The 19,759-nt window shown below is 38.3% G+C and carries 18 protein-coding genes; 1 reads left to right on the plus strand and 17 read right to left on the minus strand.

Annotation, left to right across the window (positions count from 1 at the left end):
• Positions 1-9 precede the first annotated feature (9 nt).
• From WAE64_RS23080 to rsmH, 15 genes are all read right to left on the minus strand, one after another.
• Positions 10-189, minus strand: coding sequence for a hypothetical protein (locus tag WAE64_RS23080; protein WP_340240280.1), 180 nt, complete (start codon positions 187-189; stop codon positions 10-12).
• A 141-nt stretch (positions 190-330) separates the two neighbouring features.
• The gene (locus WAE64_RS23085; protein WP_379977292.1) at positions 331-834 is read right to left on the minus strand and encodes a GtrA family protein; all 504 of its coding nucleotides are present in this window, start codon (positions 832-834) and stop codon (positions 331-333) included.
• Positions 835-859: 25 nt separating this feature from the next.
• The gene (locus tag WAE64_RS23090) at positions 860-2,242 is read right to left on the minus strand and encodes an NADH-quinone oxidoreductase subunit N (protein WP_340240282.1); all 1,383 of its coding nucleotides are present in this window, start codon (positions 2,240-2,242) and stop codon (positions 860-862) included.
• 62 nt (positions 2,243-2,304) lie between these two features.
• Positions 2,305-3,753 (minus strand): complex I subunit 4 family protein, encoded by a 1,449-nt coding sequence (locus tag WAE64_RS23095; RefSeq protein ID WP_340240284.1) that lies wholly within the window; start codon positions 3,751-3,753, stop codon positions 2,305-2,307.
• 51 nt (positions 3,754-3,804) lie between these two features.
• The gene (gene nuoL, locus WAE64_RS23100) at positions 3,805-5,748 is read right to left on the minus strand and encodes an NADH-quinone oxidoreductase subunit L (RefSeq protein WP_340240285.1); all 1,944 of its coding nucleotides are present in this window, start codon (positions 5,746-5,748) and stop codon (positions 3,805-3,807) included.
• 71 nt (positions 5,749-5,819) lie between these two features.
• A complete protein-coding gene (nuoK, locus tag WAE64_RS23105; protein WP_340240286.1) occupies positions 5,820-6,152 on the minus strand; it encodes an NADH-quinone oxidoreductase subunit NuoK in 333 nt (110 codons plus the stop codon).
• A gap of 151 nt (positions 6,153-6,303) precedes the next feature.
• Entirely contained in the window at positions 6,304-7,119 is an 816-nt protein-coding gene (locus WAE64_RS23110; RefSeq protein ID WP_340240288.1) for an exonuclease domain-containing protein, read from the minus strand.
• A gap of 183 nt (positions 7,120-7,302) precedes the next feature.
• On the minus strand, positions 7,303-8,427 hold the full coding sequence (locus tag WAE64_RS23115; protein WP_340240290.1) for an outer membrane protein assembly factor BamB family protein: 1,125 nt from the start codon (positions 8,425-8,427) through the stop codon (positions 7,303-7,305).
• Positions 8,428-8,559: 132 nt separating this feature from the next.
• Entirely contained in the window at positions 8,560-9,504 is a 945-nt protein-coding gene (locus WAE64_RS23120) for a glycosyltransferase family 2 protein (protein ID WP_340240292.1), read from the minus strand.
• 478 nt (positions 9,505-9,982) lie between these two features.
• Entirely contained in the window at positions 9,983-11,317 is a 1,335-nt protein-coding gene (locus WAE64_RS23125) for an NAD(P)/FAD-dependent oxidoreductase (protein ID WP_340240294.1), read from the minus strand.
• A 21-nt stretch (positions 11,318-11,338) separates the two neighbouring features.
• Positions 11,339-13,150, minus strand: a complete 1,812-nt coding sequence (locus WAE64_RS23130) for a hypothetical protein (RefSeq protein ID WP_340240295.1) — start codon at positions 13,148-13,150, stop codon at positions 11,339-11,341.
• A gap of 42 nt (positions 13,151-13,192) precedes the next feature.
• Complete coding sequence (locus WAE64_RS23135) at positions 13,193-14,110, minus strand: glycosyltransferase (protein WP_340240296.1); 918 nt, start codon at positions 14,108-14,110, stop codon at positions 13,193-13,195.
• Between the two features lie 61 nt (positions 14,111-14,171).
• Positions 14,172-15,011 carry a glycosyltransferase gene (locus WAE64_RS23140; RefSeq protein ID WP_340240298.1) on the minus strand — a complete coding sequence of 280 codons (840 nt, stop codon included), beginning with the start codon at positions 15,009-15,011 and terminating at the stop codon, positions 14,172-14,174.
• 11 nt (positions 15,012-15,022) lie between these two features.
• Entirely contained in the window at positions 15,023-16,006 is a 984-nt protein-coding gene (locus WAE64_RS23145; protein WP_340240301.1) for a glycosyltransferase family 2 protein, read from the minus strand.
• 9 nt (positions 16,007-16,015) lie between these two features.
• On the minus strand, positions 16,016-16,924 hold the full coding sequence (rsmH, locus tag WAE64_RS23150; protein WP_340240303.1) for a 16S rRNA (cytosine(1402)-N(4))-methyltransferase RsmH: 909 nt from the start codon (positions 16,922-16,924) through the stop codon (positions 16,016-16,018).
• A gap of 206 nt (positions 16,925-17,130) precedes the next feature.
• Here rsmH and WAE64_RS23155 point away from each other — a divergent pair, with 206 nt between their 5' ends.
• On the plus strand, positions 17,131-18,339 hold the full coding sequence (locus WAE64_RS23155; protein ID WP_340240305.1) for a sensor histidine kinase: 1,209 nt from the start codon (positions 17,131-17,133) through the stop codon (positions 18,337-18,339).
• 13 nt (positions 18,340-18,352) lie between these two features.
• Here the strand turns inward: WAE64_RS23155 and WAE64_RS23160 are convergent, their stop codons facing one another.
• Together WAE64_RS23160 and WAE64_RS23165 are read right to left on the minus strand one after the other, a co-directional pair.
• Positions 18,353-18,868, minus strand: a complete 516-nt coding sequence (locus WAE64_RS23160; RefSeq protein WP_340240306.1) for a putative immunity protein — start codon at positions 18,866-18,868, stop codon at positions 18,353-18,355.
• Between the two features lie 24 nt (positions 18,869-18,892).
• A complete protein-coding gene (locus tag WAE64_RS23165) occupies positions 18,893-19,690 on the minus strand; it encodes an alpha/beta fold hydrolase (protein ID WP_340240307.1) in 798 nt (265 codons plus the stop codon).
• Between the last annotated feature and the right edge of the window lie 69 nt (positions 19,691-19,759).

The following is a 19,759-nucleotide window of genomic DNA, read 5'->3' on the forward strand; positions in this document are numbered from 1 at the left end:
TAATTCAGATTATTTTTTTGTTGTATCAGCAGCAGCTGTAGTATCAACAGCAACAGTTGTATCAACTGGAGCTACTACTGTTGCAGTAGTGTCAACTGCAGTTGAATCAGCAGAACCTTCAGTTTTAGAAGTACAAGCCGCTAAAGAAGCGATACCAGCTACGAATAAGATTGCAAATACTTTTTTCATTTCTATATGATGTTTTAAGGTTTGAAACGCATTGCAAATTTAAGTTTATTTTAAGATATGACGCAAGCATTTCTTAAATTTTTTTTAAAATCCCCTTAAATATGTCTTAAGAATATAAAGTGCTCTTGGTATTGTACAATTTTAGCGGGTATTACGGGTCTTTATTTTATCATAAAGGCCGGTGCTTCTGAAGGTAAGAAATTTGTGCCCAAAGTAATTGGCAAGAAAACTAAAACCCATGCCAACAACGTGAGAGCCTTTTTCGCGGATGAAGAGAGAGTGTTGCGTAAAGTATTTGTTTGCCAGGTGGTCGAAGGTGAGAGACGAAACTCCCACCTGTATACCCCAAGCTATTAGCGCAATGATTAAAAACTTAACAGATTCGCGGCGGGTATTCCCTGATTCTTTGGCCGAAAAAGCAAATACCTTGGTAGGAAGAAAACTAACTACTGTAGCTGTTAAATACCCTGCCGAAACACTAAGACTAAATGCGGGCTTATCAGCAAAACCCAGATATAAAAAAAGATGTTTATAGGGGATTTGTGTGATAAAATTTGTGCCTGCACCTAGTATAGCTGTAAGAAAAAAAGAAAAAAAACTTTTTAACTCCGTATTCTTTATTTTTCGTAATATTTTAAACAAGATTGTATGTTTTAAAAATACTTTCTAATCACATTAAGCTACGTAGCAAATCAGGGAAAAGGCCAAGCAAAATAGACCCAAATGTAGTGATTCCCAGAATTATCTTGTAGAAAGGTTTTATGTTAATTCTTTCGCCTTCGCCTTCTTTCATGTAAGCAGCAATAATTGGCTTAAAGTAATAATAAATACCTGCTGCAGACATAAGAATAGCTACAACCAATAACCAGATATGGCCTCTGAATGCTGCATCTGAAAATACGTAAAACTTACCCCAGAAACCTGCTGTTAACGGGATACCAGCCAGCGAAAGCATAGAAACAGCTAAAGTAAAGGCAAGAAAAGGGTTTCTTTTAGATAAGCCGTTCAATACCGCAATACTTTCGTCAGGGCGGCCATCAACCAGTTTTTCTTTCGATACTGCCATCAATACACCAAAGGCGCTGATAGTAGCTAAAGAATAAGCTAATGAATAGAATATAATTGAATCTACTGATTTATTGCTTAAGCCAATGATAGCCAATAGCATATATCCGGCATGAGATATACTCGAAAACGCAAGCATTCGCTTAAAGCTGCTCTGCGATATGGCAGTGATGTTACCTATCACTAAGCTCAGTACTGTCATAATAACAACCATTACCCACCAGAAACCATAGATTGGTGAGAATGATACTTCCAGAACTCGGTAAATAGCTGCAAAGCCGGCTGTTTTTACAATTGTCGACATGAAAGTTGTAAAAATAGTTGGTGCGCCTTCATACACATCCGGTGTCCAGAAGTGAAAAGGTGCTGCAGACACTTTAAATAATAAACCTATCAGTAAGAAAGTAACACCTACATATAAATAAACCGAACCGCCCTGTAACACAACTGCTCGTGCTGTTTCTATGTTGAACGAGAAATTAGCACCATAAAGCATAGCAATACCAAAAAGCATGATACCCGTAGCAAACGAACCCATTAAAAAGTATTTAAGGGCTGCTTCGTTTCCTCTCAGGTTACGCTTATCACTTCCGGTTAGCACATACATCGAAACAGAAAGAATCTCAACACCAACAAAAAGCATAATAAGATTCTGGTAGCTCGTCATCATAATAGCACCTACCAGCGAAAACTGTAATATTGCAAAATACTCTGCCGGTTGTGCGTGCTCATCATCAATAAAGCCTTTAGACAAACCTATGATTAAAAAAGCAGACACAAGCAGAATACTTGTAAACAGAATAGACTGGTTATTTACCTGCAACATATTATTGAAATACAAGCCGGGTGCATTCCAGTCATAAAAACCAGATAGAAGCGCAAGCGTTACAAAAAATAAGGTAGCAGGAAGTAATACCTTCTTTGATTTAAGAAAACCCAAGAATAAGGTAACAATTCCGGTAATAGAAAGTACGAGTATTGGATACATAATATCTATTTATCAATATCAGTTCAACAACAGTAGCATATACTGTGGGGCCGAACCATGAATTAAGGATGAATCAGTTGTAATAAGCTATTGACCGCAGGTTCGGTAATTTTCAAAAATACATTAGGGAAAATACCCATTAGTAAAACCACTGCTGCAATGGGTAATAAAACGGCTATTTCTGTGCCTTTTACATCGCTGAATTTGGTCGTAACTGCATTGGTCTCGCCAAACATAGAGCGTTGCATCAGGCGTAGCATATAAACAGCACCCAAGATGATGGTCAACCCTGCTATACCGCCTAACCACATATTTTTATCAAATACGCCTTTCAGCAATAAAAACTCACCCACAAAACCGTTGGTCAAAGGTAAAGCCACACTACCCAACATGATAATCATGAAATAGATGCTTAGTGCCGGAGTCTTTTGTGTAATACCACCTAAAGAATGCAAGTCTCTTGTTTTTGTACGGTCGTAGATAATTTTTACAATGAAAAACAAACCTACCGCATTAATGCCGTGCGCAACCATTTGCAACAATGCTCCTTGAATACCGCTCAATGTACCTGATAAAACACCTGCTGCCATTAGGCCCATGTGTGCAAAAGATGAATAAGCAATCAGGCGTTTAATATTGTTTTGCTGAATAGCAATTACCGAACCATAAATAAGACCAATGATAGACAATACCATTGCTATAAAACCATAGTTAGCTAGACCTACCGGAGCCAATGGCAATAAGATACGAATTAAGCCATAAACTCCCATTTTAGATAACAAACCTGATAGCAACATTGTAGCCGGAGTCGGCGATTCGCTATAAGTATCAGGTTGCCATGTATGAAACGGCAATACTGGCATCTTGATAGCAAATGCTACAAAGAAAGCCCAGAAAAGCAGATTCTGGCTTGTAGGAGTAAGAAACTTAGCCGCAGTGTAAAGCTCCTGAATATTGGCGCTTGATGCTTTTATGTATAGGTAAACAATAGCAACCAACATGAATAAACTTCCAAACATGGTATAAACAAACATCTTGAAAGTAATTCGTGGTGCGTTTGCTCCGCCCCATAGTGCTGCTAAGAAGTACACAGGTATCAGTGCAACTTCGTAGAAGAAGTAAAACAAGAAAATATCTTTTGCCATAAAAACACCCATCAAAGCGGCTTGCGCCAATAAGATAAGCGAATAGAAAGATTCGTGTTTTTTATAGCTATACTTAAATGTAGAAAGAACAATAAGTGGTACTAAAAATCCTGTCAGAGTAACCATCAAAAGACTGATACCGTCAATCCCTAAATGGAAATTGATTTTCAGGTCTTTCATCCAGGCATATTTAACTTCTACAATGGTTTGAGAATCAAAACTAAGAAAAGCGTATGCAGCTATTACAAATTCTACAAGGGCAGTTATTAAAGCTACATTTTTTGATACCCCAGCATTACTACCTCTTAGTGAAAACAGCAACAAACTGCCAATAAGGGGAATTAGTATAAGGATTAGTGCTAACATCCGGAATTATTTTTAATTTTTAAGTCGTAATGTTCGGTTGGAACGTCGTAATTATTTTATCCCAACAAATGCTTTGATTGTTTCTATAACCTGGTAACCAAGGTTCATGCTGATAAACACAGCAAGGCCAATTACCATCGCAAATAAATAGAAGCCTGTGCCTCCGGCCTGTAAGCGGCGTGCAAAACCACTAAATGAGGTTACAGATTTACCAACACCATTTACGATGGCATCGAAACCTTTTGGCTCAAATATGCTCACAAATAGGTTTGACAGGTGTTTTACCGGATTTACAAAAATAGCCCAGTAAGCTTCATCAATATAATATTTGTTGTAGATAACCTTCTGAATACCCGTAATCTCGCTGTCTTCGACAGGTACGTTTTTGCTATTGCCGTATCTGGTATAAGCCACAAAGATAGAAATAGCTGCTGCTGCTACCGAAATACCCATCAACATCCACTCAGTAGAATGGTCGATATGATGGGTGCCAAATGCAGGGTTAACCGCTTTTGAGCCATCATAGATAGGGTTTAGGAAATCAGCTAGTGCATGAGGGAAATGGAAGATTTCCGGCATGCCCATAAAACCACCAATCACCGAGAATGCTGCCAATACCATTAAAGGGATAGTCATGCTTGACGGAGACTCATGTAAATGATGCTCTTGCTCGTGTGTACCTCTGAATGAACCTGTAAAGGTAAGGAAGAACAAACGGAACATATAGAAGGCTGTCATCATTGAACCAATTACAGCCAATACCCACATCAGTTTATTGTGCTCATATACATGTGCCAGAATTTCATCTTTTGAGAAGAAACCTGCAAATGGTGGAATACCCGAAATAGCAATAGTACCAATCAGGAATGTAATAGCAGTAATTTTGATTTTACCCCACAAGCCACCCATTCTACGAATATCCTGCTCACCACTCATGGCGTGAATTACACTACCTGCACCTAAGAATAACAAGGCTTTGAAGAATGCGTGCGTAACAACATGGAAGAAACCAGATGTATAAGCCGATACACCTAATGCCATAAACATATAACCTAACTGGCTGACAGTTGAGTAAGCCAATACTTTCTTAATATCGTTTTGGAAGATACCAATTGTTGCTGCAAATACGGCCGTTGCTGCACCAATCCATGCTACAAACTCAAGTGTTTCAGGAGCAAGTGTATAAAGAATATTCGAGCGAATAATCATATAAATACCCGAGGTAACCATGGTTGCGGCGTGTATCAAGGCAGAAACAGGCGTTGGGCCTGCCATCGCATCAGGTAACCATGTGTATAACGGAATCTGAGCCGATTTACCCATAGCGCCAATAAACAAGAAACCTGTGATAGCTATAATGGTGCTGTCGCCAACGGCAAAACCTTTTGCTTTATCAAATACTTCTGTGTATTCAACTGAGCCAAAGTTTAAAATAATCAAGAAAATACCAATCAAAAAGCCCAGGTCACCGATACGATTCATGATAAAGGCTTTTCTGGCAGCGTTGCCATATTCGGTATTTTTGTTCCAGAAACCAATAAGTAGGTATGAACACAAACCAACGCCTTCCCAACCGATAAACATCACGATGTAGTTTGAACCCATTACCAACAATAACATTGAGAACAAGAACAAGTTAAGGAACGACATAAATTTGCCGAAGCCTTCATCGTCATGCATATAGCCCATTGAGTACATGTGTATAAGTGTACCTACACCTGTAATCACAAAGAGCATCAGAATTGAAAGCTGGTCTATCTGAAACGAGAAATTGATTTGTAACGCGCCTACTGTAATCCAGTCGAAAACATTAACAACAATAGGCTGATTGGTTTCCTTAAATTGTGTGTAGGCTATTACAGTACCAATAAATGATAGTAAAGAAGCCCCAACACCTACCGGCCCGGCTAAACTTGTAGGGATTTTACGAAACCCTAGGCCGTTGATTAAAAAACCAATGAGTGGAAATAAAGGTATTAGAGTAATGATTGACATATATTAATAGCCTCAGCCTCAAAGGCATCGTAAATAAGGTTTAAAAACTAATAATTATATAAATGAAATGCTTACCATTTCAATTTGTCTAACAGACCAACATCAATAGAACGGATGTTTCTATAAATCATCACGATAATAGCCAAACCAACGGCAACCTCTGCCGCAGCTACTGCCATGATAAAAAATACAAAAACCTGCCCTGAAGCGTCAGACCGATAAGAAGAAAACGTTATCAATAAAAGATTAACAGCATTGAGCATTAGCTCAATTGACATAAATATGATGATAGCATTACGGCGTATCAATACACCCACGATTCCGATGATGAATAAAATACTTGCCAATAAGACATAATTTAACATTGGAACGGTCTGGATAATGTCTGGTATTTTACTTTGCATTTGCAGATTTCTGGTTGTTTTCCGAAAAGATTTTCGCAAAAATAATGAACAATTATCAATAAACAATTATCACCCTAATTTTAAGTTCTGGCCCATTCTTAGCAAAATACTCTTGTTTGTCTAAGAAAAAAGGCAACTAAATGCTCAGAAATTACTTTTCCAGCATCATTTTTAGCTTAATTTCGGTTAATTTTCTTTTTGTATCAAGCGGGAAATCTCCGTTGATTATCCAATCATAATATTGTGGTTCTTGCTTTAATACCTGCTTAACAGACTTGCCATTGTGCTTGCCAAAATTAAATAAAACCTCTCCTTTGTTGTTTAAGGTCATTCTTTGAGCAAAGTCAATGATATTGGCCGATGTGAGTTGGTGCAATACGTCCATATCATTTTTTACTGGTTCGTATTCTTCGCCTTTGTCATTTTTAAGTTTTACTCCATCATATTTGTTTACTTGCGAGCACAGTACTTCCAGCGTTGCCAGTGTATCAACTTCGGCACTATGGGCACCTTCTAGGTCTTTCAGGCAATAGAATTTATAGGCGGCAGAAAGCGTACGAGGCTCCATCAGATGGAAAATCCTTTGGGCATCAATCAGCTTACGGTTTTTGGTATCAAAATCAACATCAATTCTTAAAAATTCTTCTACCAACATTGGCACATCAAAACGATTGCTGTTGAAACCAGCTAAATCGCAACCTTCTAAAAACTGCGCTAAAGATTTGCCGATTTGCTTAAAAGTAGGAGCGTCTTTTACATCTTCATCATAAATACCATGAATCATGCTTGTTTCAGGAGGAATCGGCACACCCGGATTAATCAATTTTGTCTTTACTTCAACCGTTCCGTCAAGTTTGGCTTTGGCAATACACAATTCTACAATTCTGTCTTTGGTAATATTCACTCCGGTAGTTTCGAGGTCAATTACTGCAAGGGGTTTTCGGAGTTTGAGAGAATGAGTAAGCATTATTGGTTATTTAAATCAAAGATACAAAGTTAGGAAATAATCAAACGGATTGGCTAATTTCAGTAAATTATATTAGAACAGCTCAATTCTTGACTATTTATATCTAGCATGTATAAGTCGGTCTAATTAAACAGACTCATCATACAATATCTGAGATTCTTAGTATTATAGGGTTTGTTGATATTAATCTTCTTTCTCGAAGATGTGTAAAGTGCCTTTAATATCTAATACATATAAGCGGTTATTTGATATAAATGGAGGTATATGTTCTGATATGGCATTTCCACCACCTTGCCAAAATTCTTTAAAAACATGCAACCATTCTATTTGTGCTGTTTCCATATTATACACCCCAACAGAGGCTGGTAGAGCTGCTGCCCGCCCATCTTCTTCCCTTACTGCAGCACTGAAATAAACATACTTACCTTGTGCTTTACCATCAAATGGAATAAGCCCCTCACCATTATATTCTGTAAATTTTCCTTGTTTATCTTGAGGTGTAATGGGAGTATATTTTAATACTTTGCCATCTAATGGATTTATTTCAATGAAGCGTCTATTAATACCAATCAAACGAGTCTTTTCTGTATTGCTACGAATTCGATATATGTCAGAGTTCAAATGAGGGTACTGTACACCTTCGTATTCAAAATCAGCTAATTGCCAAAGTAATTTTCCTTTTTCAGCATCTAATCCAACCAATATATCAGTTGATATCCTTGCATGTACAACTAAAACTCCTTGTAAGAGATTTATAATCCTAAAAAAATCGCCTGACGTAGAATCATAATTATTAATTTTTATATCAGATGATGAAAATTGCCAATTTGAAGTTCCAATGTTTATATCCAAAGAATGTATACTTCCTGTTTCTTGAGAAATGCAAAATATAGCGTTATTACTAATCAAACTTCCAAAACCAGTTATCAATGAACTTTGCCATAAGATATTTTCAGTATCTAAATCATAAATTCCTAATAGTCCCTCGTCAGTTTTGCAAATTGCCTTTTCCCTTACAGACGAAGAAGAAAAATAATCAAGAGAAATCCCTTTGTCTACCAAATTTTCAATCAAGTTTCCTTGTGAATCCAATATGAGATTTTCATTGCCAAAAATATTTTCCGCATAAATTAAATCGTTTAAAATTTTAACTTTTGATATGTTTGATAATGAGTAACGCCATATTTCATTAAATAAAAGGTCATACGCAATTATATTGAATGAGTTTTTATCAGAGATAATAATTTTATTTTCACTCACAGAAAAACTGTAAATATTTCTTAAAACTTTAACTAATCTATATTTCATTTTATAATTATGGAATATTTGAAATTACCTTTATCGCTTTTATTTAATAGTAAAAAAATACTTTTAATCTTTAAATAAAAATGCCATGCTCTGTAAAGAGATGGCATTTTCATAATGCATTATAGCACAAGTTTACTTCTTCTCAATCACTTCGTCAATAACAAAGAATGGGCGTTTTTTTACTTCAATGTATATTCTGCCGATGTACTCGCCCAGAATACCTAATATAATAAGCGTAACACCACCCAGAAAATACATACCCACTGCCAGCGATGCTGTGCCGGGTGTTTCTTCGGGCGCATGGCCAAAAACCTTAAAGCCTATTAGGCGATGCAGCACAAAGAAAATACCTATAAAGAATGAAGGAATAGCAATAAAGAAACCCATATAAGTTGCCAAACGAAGCGGGAAGTTCGAGAAGCCAAACAAGCCATCTAATGCCAACTGAACCAATTTCTTAAAGGTATATTTTACTTCTCCTGCGGCTCTTTCGGCTCTTTCGTAGGTAACGCCTATCTGCTTAAAGCCTGCAAAGGCACGCATACCACGTACAAAGCGTATTTGCTCGGGCATTTCGTGTACCAATACATTTACCACTTTGCGGTCCATTACACAAAAATCACCCGAATCGAGTGGAATCTCAATGTCTGAAATCCATGCCAGAATTCTGTAGAATGTAGCGTAGGCAATTTTCTTAAAGAAACCTTCTTTGCGTTTGGTTCTTACTGCATATACTACCTCGTAGCCCTCACGCCATTTGGCTAAAAATCTATGCAATTCTTCCGGTGGGTCTTGCAGGTCACCATCCATAATCACAATCGCATCGCCTTTGGCGGTCTGAATACCTGCCGATATAGCAGGTTGATGCCCAAAATTGCGTGAGAGTTTTACTACTCTTACACGAGCATCTTTTGCTGCCATTACACGCATCATTGTTAATGAACTGTCACGAGAGCCATCATCTACAAGTACAATTTCATAATCTTCTCCCCATGATGGAGCAGCAGTAGTTAATCGATTATAAAGATTTTGGAGGTTTTCTTCTTCGTTAAAAATGGGAATTACAATAGAAATCATTATAACAAGGGCTTAGTGCGAATGTTTCGAGTCGCAAAGATAGAGTATTTGAAGCACAAAAGGATAAAGAAGAAAAATATAGCAATAAAAAAGTCTTGCTTCGTTGAGGAAACAAGACTTTCGCTTTTTAAATGCGTATGATGTATAAACGCCCGAAGTTCACAAAAAGTTTTATACTTGAAAAATTATTCAACTATTTTTCAAAATAGTTTGCAAACTCAAAAAAAATTGACAGATGGGAACGCTAAAGGGAATTTATGGACAAAAAACGATTGAAAAATAATATGACCGTTAAATAAGAGTTCGGAGATTAAAACTGATTTGTTAACCATAACTTGATGTTAACAACCAATATAAATAGACTGACTTTGTGTGAAAAGTTTAATAAGTAGTTCTTGATGGGTATAAAATAATTATAGCTACACAAGAATATAAATCTATCCATTGTGTAGCTATAATATATATAAGGCTATATCTATTAATTCTCTCCGAAACCGATTTTACCTGAAAGCGATGCGCCATAAGGTACAAAATCAGCATTTACGCCCATTACCTTACAAGCCTCGGCCGCAACTCTGATAGAGTTGTTGGTGCTGCGTTCGTCAGGGTAAATATGCGCCATATTGGCTATATACAGATTTTTGGTTGGGGTTTCGCAAGCTGGTACTTTATCTGAGAAGTTCAGGTCGCACACGGTAGCGGCTGTATTGGTTTTGAATATGTACACATTCTTAATCCAGTCTTCTGAAAACTCAGGGTTAATACGCTTCAATGGCGGAATCATCACGGCCTTGATTTCGTCGTTACTCATTTTTGCTAAGTCTTCGCTCATAGCAAAGTAGCGAGACAGATACACAATGTGCGAACCATTGTATTGCTCTTTAGGTATAAAGTTGGTGTGCTCAATTACACCACCAAACGGAAAGCCCTGGTCGGCCACGTTCATCCAGTAAATATGGCTGAACGATTTTTTCAGCTCCAGAATAGTACACACCGCACCAAAGTATTCAATACCATTGGCATCGAGCGATGAATTTTTAATCTTATCAAAATAAATTGACGGAATCGTCAATAAAAACTTATCGCCTTCCAGTTGCAAGTTTTTAGTTTTGATGCCTTTTATTTCGTTATTCTCAATCTTAAACTCTTCAACAGGCTCGTTTTTAATTAGCTCAACACCCATTTCTTCCAATCTCTTCAGAAGTACCTCTATCAGGGTTTTCCAACTGCCTTGTATATAGCCCAAACTTTCATCACCTTCTTTACGAGAACCCAAACGTTGAGCCATACGGCCTATCATCCACGATAATGGCACCTGATTGGCATAAGGGCCAAACTTGATATTAAGCATGGGTTTCCAGAGTGCATCGGTTATGTCTCGGCCTGCCCATTTATAGAACCATTCTAGTGTAGGTTTGTCTTCATTTTCTCTCCATTTGGCAAATTTGCCAAGAAAAATACTGGTTAAGCCAAATCGTAATTTTCCTAGCAAACCCACAGGTTTAAATTTCAGAAGGTCGATAGGAGAATTGAAATTATATATTTTGCCATTTCTGAAAACCCCCATGGTGGTTTTCTTATAAAAGGCTTTATCGGCAATTCCTAAATCTTGTAGCAACCAACGAAGCTCGGCATCTTGTGTGAAAAAATGGTGGTAATAATGTTCTAGCTGATTGCCGCCAATTTCAAAGGTATTCAGTAGGCCACCAAATTTATCGCTCCCTTCTATAACAGTTACTTTTATACCTTGTTTGGCTGCTATATAGGCTGCTGCTAATCCGGTCATTCCGCCACCTATTATATTTAATTTCATATCAGATGCTATTTATTTTGTCTATTGAATGCTAATTGTTTGTTCTTTAATAACCTTAAACTGGTTGTTTTCGAGTTTTCCTATTTTCATGCTAAATTGTCCGCTTGGTATATCAGGCTTAGCCACGATGGCATCAATCTGATTATTATAAAACCTTTGTGTGCTCAGAAAATTGGTAAACTTATTGGCTTGTGTTTCTAATGGAAACGCCAGACGATTTTTGTCGTTGGTGAAAATAGCGTAGTAGCCATCGTATCTTGTGCCAAACGGAACAAACACGTTAGCAAGCTCAATACGGAAGGTATTAAAACCATCAGTTATCTTAACAGCTTCGCCACCTGTACTAGCCACCTGATTTTCGTATAAGGCTTTATTCATTACATCTATTTCGGCAGGGGGCGTGTAGTTTTTGAAATGTACACGGCTAATCCAAAGTATATCGTTCACGTATTTCATGATACCCGGTACAAAACCTGCATAATTGAACGGCGGAATCGGCAAACGTTGGTATTGGGTAATAGGAGCGTGGTCGTCAGGATTACGAGAGTTTTCAAAGGCATAGTAATAATAACGCCCGTTGTTTTTCCAGTTCAGAATCGTTGTTCCAAAGAAACGGCGACGATTTTCTACATCGTCCCAACTTTCGTAGTACGAAAACAGATTGAATAATAAACCTGCAATAATAGAAATACGTAAGTAGTTTTTCCATCGACTAGCAGGTAATATATTAAATGTACTTAGATACAAGATTATAAACATAATAAGCGAAACCGTTTTGTAACGGCTTGCAAAGGCCTGCTCTATGCCCTGGCTTGCTCTTGATGCTGCAAAGGCTGCCCCACTTAAACCCACAAAAATAAATGCCGCCAACAGGTATAAGTTGAACTTCGGATACTGCATTAGTTTATTATAAAGCCTGTAAAACCAGTTATGCATATTTTTTTTGGCTTTCGGGTAAAAGCGGTAATACAAAAAAGTAAACAGCATAACAGCCAGCCAGCCAATCATGAGTAAGCCCATAATAATAGCTACTGTATGTTTTACAGTAATATTATAAACCTGCACGGTGCTATCGATAGGCGAACCGAAGAATGCAAAGAAATCAGCTACTATAATATGTGGAAATTGGGTGATGTTAACCATCACGTCGGGTCTGATGCCGGGTTTCTGGAAATTATGAAAATATAACCAGAAGCTAAAAGCTACTATGGCCGCAAACTGTATTTTTTCGCTTTTGGTGCGTGCATATAAAATCACAGGAATGGCCGCCAGAAACGAAAACATGCCATTGCCATTGGTAAACATAGCCACAAAAAAGAGCACATTGGCCAGATAAAACGCCCAGGCTTTTTTGTTGAATAGTAGTAAGCCAAAACCCCAAAGCCCAAAGATAATAACCACATTTGGTTGCAAAGAGGTAATAGCCCAGAAGATGTTTTCGATAGGCTGAGTATTGAAAACAATAAAGATAATTGGCACAAGATAGGCCAATCCTACATTGATTTCTTTCAGTAAACGATAGAAAACAAATGGCAGAATAAGCAGATACGAAACACCCATGAGCATGAGTATCTTGTAGTTTACTTCGCCGAATAGGTTATAGCAAAGCAAGGTACTTAGCCTTACATAAATAATTCGGTGCTCGCACATTTGTGAAAACAAGAGGGTGATTTTTTCCCAGAAAGTGGTTTGCTGCATCCAGCTTGCCAGAAAACCTTCAATGCCGTGCCAGTCGTCGTTCCACCCGATGTTGAAAGCATTTTTATAAACAAAAATATAAAATGCAATAATAGGAGCCAGAATCAGAAAATATATACCTGCTTTATTTTTCATTCAAAAAGATAGTTTGTGTGAGTATTCCGGGATAACAAGGCCTTAAAATTTTTCTACAGACTCAACGTAATCCTGAAAGTGCGCTGCCGGAAGAAAATTGAAATTTACCCGATACGAGAGCACTGTGAAAACCAAAATCAAAGCGCTCAGGAAAGCCTGCATCAGAATTCCGAAAAATAGCAAGACTCCCCAAGTAGGAATGCTCACACTGTTGACAAAAACAATAATTATGCATAGAATCGCTACCAGAATGAGCGATGAAATAGCAATCAGCAGGCGGACAGATACCGTATCGATATAAACTGCAACCGCACTTAGCCCATGTATTACTAAAGAAGTATAATTCATCTTAGATTTACCTGTGTATCGCTCGCCTCTTTCAAGCCCGACAGACTTATATAACAGTCTTGAACGGATAATACCCCCAGGATAATGATTCCAGATGTCGGATACGTGCGTAACTTTATCCAGTAATTTTTTCGGAATTACTGAAAAATTACCAAAATTGATAACCTTACCCGTAAGGAAAATAAACGCATACTTATAGATTTTATAAAAAATCTTGAAGAAAAAACTCTCTTTACGTTTGGTTCGGCGGGCAAAAACAATCTCTTTTCCTCCGTTTGACGATGCCTCGTCGAGTAGAATTGGTAGATGCTCAGGTTTGTCTTCACCGTCTACGTCCATTACCACAAAAAAATCGTTGTTTGAGTTGGCATTGAGGTAAGATAAACCAATGGCTATGGCTTTTTGGTGCCCAAGGTTTTTGTTCAGATGGAGGATTTCGACAGGATGTCCTTTCAATTTATCTCCATCAACCTCCTGACTCGAACAATCGTCAACCACTAATATTCTATAATCATGGTATTTTGTAGGTGTCAAAACTAATCGTATTTGTTCGATTAGCTGATACAAACAATCCCAGTCATTAAAAAGTGGAGTAACAATAGTTATTTTCATATAAACAAACCTCTTGCTTCTTTAGAGGACACCTATTTAAGAAATCAGTTGTATTGCAAAATTAGGAAAAATTACGCTCGTATGCTTCAATTTGTTCGTCGTATCGCCTTAAAGTTTCCTTAACGGTTGAGTCATACTTAAAATCGAGCCATTTGTTCACATCAGTAAACATCTGTTTACGGTTTTTCAGAAAGCCTACATTGGTCGGTGCTTGTACGTTACTTAGCCCACCACGGTGTTTTCGGTAAACACCCATTGGTTCAGCAATATAATGAATATCGCCACGGGCGGCCAGTTGTATTACCAGTGCCCAGTCGCCGGCGGCAGCCCTGCTGTGCCATTCTACAAAATCGTGGTCACGAAAATAATTGCGGTAGAAAGTACTGGCAGTAGCAATAAACCAACGGTCTTCCAGAATATCCTTAATTGTGGAATGTATTTTCTGGGCTGGCTCATTAAAAAAATGCTCTGGCGATTTATCTTCATAAATCACCGTCATGTTATGGTGGCAAACCATATAATCTTTGTTGAACTCCATAAAATCAAACTGTTTCTGTAGTTTCAATGGGTCTGTCCAGTAATCGTCTCCTTCGCACAAAGCCACATAATCGCCTTTACAAGCCTTTAAAATGGAAAGTACATTGTTACGTCCGGCAAATTCTCTTGGCTCTTTAGGTCCTTGGTTTTCCTGATGCAGAAATGCATTGAAAAGATGTGGGTACTGCGCAATGTATTCTTTTATGATGACTTGGTTATTATCAGTCGAGGCATCGTCACCAATCACAATTTCTATATCAAAATCAGTTTTTTGCATCAGCACACCATCGAGCGTTTGTCTGATAAACTGCTCGTGGTTATAAGTAGGAATACAAACACTAACCTTAGGGTTGGTAGATTTCATGTAGCGTAATGTTAGAAACTATTTTTGATACGATGAGGCAACAAGGCAAAAAAACTATACGTTTTACTGAGCCATTTAGGAAAAATATATTCTCTGATAATTTCTTTCTTGATTTCAGCCGATGGCTTGCCTAATCGCAGATACTGAATAGCAGCAAATACCTTTTTGTTGTACTTATCAACATATTGTTTGCTATCGAGCAGCATTCTGTAATAACGGGCAATGTTTTTATTGAGAGTTTGGTGAAACTTATAGTTGAGTTCCTGATCTATGCCGCGATACATGCCAATGCGATTATGAAGAAATTCTGCATCGGTATAGCCATCGGTAAAACTCATGCCTGTATGGCGGTTTTTACGATAAACCGACATCACCTCGTTTATGTATTTAAACTTGCCGCCATTTTTGCCCAATAAAATATAACGAGGTATATCGCCGCTTTTCGACTCATGAAACCATTGCGGGTAATGTGTAATTATGCCATTACGGAACAAAATGGCCGAGGTAGCAATAAACCATACTTCGTCTTCTCCAATAAAGTCTTCTACGGTTACTATCTCTTTTTGGTCGGGCGGGTTAACAAATTGATTCGGGTGAGAATCATCATCAAAGATAATTTCGGCATTATGGAAACAGGCTACATAATCAGGATAAGCGTCCAGAAAATCAGCCATTTTTTGTAGTTTATTATCATCAGTCCAGTAGTCGTCGCCATCCATAGGAGCAACGTATTGGCCTTTGGCTACTTCCAATGCCACCAGGGTATTATTCTTCCCGAAGCCACCGAGGTTTTTCTGGTGTAGTAAGGGAACAATAATATCAGGATATTTTGCATGATATTCTTTAATAATCGCTTGCGTATTATCAGGCGAAGCATCATCTCCTACCAGTATTTCGAAACGAAAATTTACTTTTTGGCTCAGAATGGAATCTAACGTTTTACGAATAAATTTTTCGTGTTTATAGGTCAGAACCATTACACTTATTTTTACCATCTCATTCACTTATTTTAAACGCTCCGCTATACGCAATTTTGCACTTCTGGCTCTTGGGTTCTGTTGTCTCTCTTCTTCACTGGCTTCTATTGCTTTTCTATTAACGGCCTCTAAGGGTTTTAAATCATTTCCAAAAAAATCTTTTTCTACTTCTCCACCAAACTTACCACTGCGTATAAAGTTCTTCACCAATCGGTCTTCTAGTGAATGATAAGACATCACCACCAGTCGCCCGTTAATATCCAATACCTCTGGTGTTTGTTGCAAAAACTCTTCTAAAACAGCCATTTCCTGATTTACTTCAATGCGCAAAGCCTGAAAAACCTGTGCAAAGTATTTGTTCTCTTTACCACGAGGTGTAAATTTCTGCAAGGTATTTTTTAAATCATTGATGGTATCGATGCTTTTATTGAGGCGGGCTGTATAAATAGCTTGGGCGGCTGTGCGGGCGTTTTGTATCTCGCCATACATGCCCAGAATTTTGTGCAGTTGCTCAACCGAATATTCGTTAACAATATTTTTGGCTGTTATGTCAGCCGTCTGGTTCATGCGCATATCTAGCTCAGCATCAAATCTGGTCGAGAAACCACGCTCAGGGGTATCAATCTGATGAGACGATATACCAAGGTCGGCCAATATGCCATCTACTTTTTTTACGCCAAACAAGCGTAGATATTGTTTGATACTACGGAAATTGGCTTCAATGAAAGTGAAGTTTTTACTATCTATCAGTTTTGACTCGGCCTTTGCGTCGGCATCCTGGTCGAAAGCGTAGAGCTTACCTGTGGTAAGGTGTTCAAGAATAGCTCTTGAGTGCCCACCGCCGCCAAATGTTACGTCTACATAAACGCCATCTGGCTTAAGATTAAGGCCATCGAGGCATTCTTTGAGCATAACAGGTACATGGTAGGCAGACATACGAAAGCAATTAAATATCGATAATAATTGCAAAAATAGTGAAAAATGAAAATATTCCCGTCTTAATAGAAGTTTATCTATTTTTGGGTAAGAAGAAATACACAAAACTAAAAGTTGATTATTTTTCGTTTCAATAGTTGAGAATCATTAAAGGGTACTCTGAAAGATACACCTTTACCCTAAAACTATACAAAATCTGATTTTTCATGGCACGACGAGAGGTGTTTGTTAATATTTACGAGCAAATTACAGGATGGCGATTTGTACTTATTTTTCTTTTACTAATAATTGGCGCAGGAGTCTTGTATTATTTTACTCAACTGGGACTACAGGTTGAAGAAAGAGAAAAAAAATATGCGTCTTTATATGCAGCGGGAATTAGCTTTACGATAGAGCAAAATGGGTCAGACTGTGAGTACACCTATGTACAAGAAATGCTGGAAGCCAACGAAACTGTGCCAATGATTATAGTCATGAATGGTGTACCCTCTGACTACTCTCAGAATATTCCGGAGTTGGAAGACAAAAAGAAAAAATGGACTGAAAGCGAGAAGCTGGATTTTAAGTATAATCTAGTAGCCGAAATGGGGCAGGAGCATCCTCCTATTGAGTTTGTGGTTGGTAAAGATAAAGGTTATGTGTACTACAGCAACTCGGTAGTAGTAAGGCAATTGCGCTATTTTCCTTATGTGTTGATTGGTACTTTTCTTATTTTTGGCTCTTTGGCTTATATCGCCTATAGTTCGTCTCGCAAGGCTGAGCAGAATAGGGTATGGGTTGGCTTGGCCAAAGAAACTGCTCACCAGTTGGGCACGCCAATATCAGCCTTGATGGCATGGGTTGAGGTACTAAGAGCAAATCCTGAATTTGATGCCAGCATAGGCGACGAAATGGAGAAAGATGTAAAACGATTAGAAACAATTACTACTCGTTTTTCAAACATTGGGTCTATTCCGCAGATGAATAAGGAAAAGATAGTTGAAATAGTTGAGCAGACATTGAAGTATCTTGAAAGAAGGATTTCGACAAAAGTAAAAGTATATTTTACCAGCCAGATACCTAATGATGTTTTGGTAGATGTAAACAGACATTTGTTTGAATGGGTAATAGAAAACCTTTGTAAAAATGCCGTAGATGCCATGAGTGGCAAAGGTGAATTATCAGTATTGATACAGCCGCTTAGTAAAAACCGCATAGCTATTGATGTAACAGATACAGGTAAGGGGATTTCGCAGTCTAACTTACGTAAGGTATTCAGACCTGGTTTTAGTACTAAGAAAAGAGGTTGGGGTTTAGGGTTAACTTTAGCTAAGCGTATTATTGAAAACTATCATGAAGGGCGGCTGTATGTAAAAGAAACCCAGCTTGATAAAGGAACTACTTTCAGAATAATACTAGATGTAGCCGAAGCCTGAGTTACAATTCTGTTCAGTAATCGAACGCAAACCAACATACATGATTTCGTAATTTCTGGTCGTCGAGTACCAATTCACGAATGGCATCTGGTAGTTGTTGTCGTTGCCATTCGCACTCTTTGCGTCCAGCTTCATCTCTTCCATTTTCTGAGACAGCTGCTTTTGCAGCCTTAATGGCATAAGCCGCTGCACCCAATTCATGGGCGGCTACATGGGCAACTGCTACGGCTTGGCCTGCGGCCAGCGCAGCTTCTTTTGCCGCTCCCGAAACTTCTTTGGCTGCGGCATTGGCAATAAAGGCGGTTTGATGCGCTTGCTTCATCGGAATTTCACCCCGTACCCATGCCCTTGTCATTTCTATAGCTATGCGTGGGCGATTATCATCAGGTTTTGCCTCTTCAAAAAAGTGCAACACGTGTTCAGCACAAGTGGCTGCCCATAGTGCAAGCAAATGATGGTCGGCATCTGTTAACGTGCCACCACGGCGAATAGTAATAAATCTTGGGTCTCTTATTTTGGTGAATATCATGCCGCTAATAAATCAATAAAAGTTTTATTTTTCTTTCAAAAAAGCAAGAATCTCCTTAGCAAATGCTTCTGATTGTGAAGTGTTTCCATGATTCCCCGGAACGGTTTTCAGCGTAGCATTCGGAATAAGTTTGGCTAATGCGGCTACATCTCCATTGTCGTTATCGTGGTCGCCCGAAATAACAAGCACAGGCTTTTTAACTTTTCGGAGTTCAGTAGGTAGGGTAGTAGGCTGTACTTTTTGCAGATAACCCATTACCAAAGTATCAACGCCATTGCGTTTAGCACTTTCAATAGCGCCTTTGGTTTCAGGATACAAATGTGCTTTGCCCGAAAAGGCTTCGGCAAACATTTTTCTACGTTCCCAATTCGGATTTGTGAAATCAACACCTGCGCCGCCAATTACGGCTTTCATGATATGTTTATCTAGCGTTAGCTGCTTGGCTACAAGAATAGCCCCTCTCGAATAACCCACTACATAGTATTTTTTGCAGCCAAGGTGCTTCATTAATGCCATTACATCTTTTAGTTCGGCATTATCTTGGTAGGCTTCCAGCAAATGAGGTTTATCTGATAGACCATTACCCCGTAGATCAACATTGATTACTTTGAAGCCGTTTTCGGCTAAATTCTGAATCAAAAGCCCTCTTTTCCAGGATTTACTACTGCTCATAAAGCCATGCAAGAGCACAACAGGCGTACCCTCGCCCGTAACTTCATAATAGATTTTTGTGCCATCAAATGAGCTGAACAATGGTTCTCTATCTTCTTGCGCAAAAACCAATAAGGGGCATAAAAGAATAAATAATAGATATAGTCTCATTGATATTAGGGCTTTCGCTTTGGAATGGTCATGCCGCAGAGATTTGAGGTTTTCTTAATTGTGACTTCA

Source organism: Emticicia soli, assembly GCF_037860775.1.
GTDB classification, from domain to species: Bacteria; Bacteroidota; Bacteroidia; order Cytophagales; family Spirosomataceae; genus Emticicia; species Emticicia soli.

Coding starts and splice junctions, on each gene's coding strand:
- WAE64_RS23090 (WP_340240282.1), bottom strand. CDS start 2,242: ATGTATCCAATACTCGTACTTTCTATTACCGGAATTGTTACCTTATTC.
- WAE64_RS23125 (WP_340240294.1), bottom strand. CDS start 11,317: ATGAAATTAAATATAATAGGTGGCGGAATGACCGGATTAGCAGCAGCC.
- WAE64_RS23095 (WP_340240284.1), bottom strand. CDS start 3,753: ATGTTAGCACTAATCCTTATACTAATTCCCCTTATTGGCAGTTTGTTG.
- WAE64_RS23165 (WP_340240307.1), bottom strand. CDS start 19,690: ATGAGACTATATCTATTATTTATTCTTTTATGCCCCTTATTGGTTTTT.
- nuoL (WP_340240285.1), bottom strand. CDS start 5,748: ATGTCAATCATTACTCTAATACCTTTATTTCCACTCATTGGTTTTTTA.
- WAE64_RS23160 (WP_340240306.1), bottom strand. CDS start 18,868: ATGATATTCACCAAAATAAGAGACCCAAGATTTATTACTATTCGCCGT.
- WAE64_RS23080 (WP_340240280.1), bottom strand. CDS start 189: ATGAAAAAAGTATTTGCAATCTTATTCGTAGCTGGTATCGCTTCTTTA.
- WAE64_RS23145 (WP_340240301.1), bottom strand. CDS start 16,006: ATGGTAAAAATAAGTGTAATGGTTCTGACCTATAAACACGAAAAATTT.
- WAE64_RS23115 (WP_340240290.1), bottom strand. CDS start 8,427: ATGAAATATAGATTAGTTAAAGTTTTAAGAAATATTTACAGTTTTTCT.
- WAE64_RS23135 (WP_340240296.1), bottom strand. CDS start 14,110: ATGAAAATAACTATTGTTACTCCACTTTTTAATGACTGGGATTGTTTG.
- WAE64_RS23130 (WP_340240295.1), bottom strand. CDS start 13,150: ATGAAAAATAAAGCAGGTATATATTTTCTGATTCTGGCTCCTATTATT.
- WAE64_RS23120 (WP_340240292.1), bottom strand. CDS start 9,504: ATGATTTCTATTGTAATTCCCATTTTTAACGAAGAAGAAAACCTCCAA.
- WAE64_RS23110 (WP_340240288.1), bottom strand. CDS start 7,119: ATGCTTACTCATTCTCTCAAACTCCGAAAACCCCTTGCAGTAATTGAC.
- WAE64_RS23140 (WP_340240298.1), bottom strand. CDS start 15,011: ATGAAATCTACCAACCCTAAGGTTAGTGTTTGTATTCCTACTTATAAC.
- rsmH (WP_340240303.1), bottom strand. CDS start 16,924: ATGTCTGCCTACCATGTACCTGTTATGCTCAAAGAATGCCTCGATGGC.
- WAE64_RS23155 (WP_340240305.1), top strand. CDS start 17,131: ATGGCACGACGAGAGGTGTTTGTTAATATTTACGAGCAAATTACAGGA.
- nuoK (WP_340240286.1), bottom strand. CDS start 6,152: ATGCAAAGTAAAATACCAGACATTATCCAGACCGTTCCAATGTTAAAT.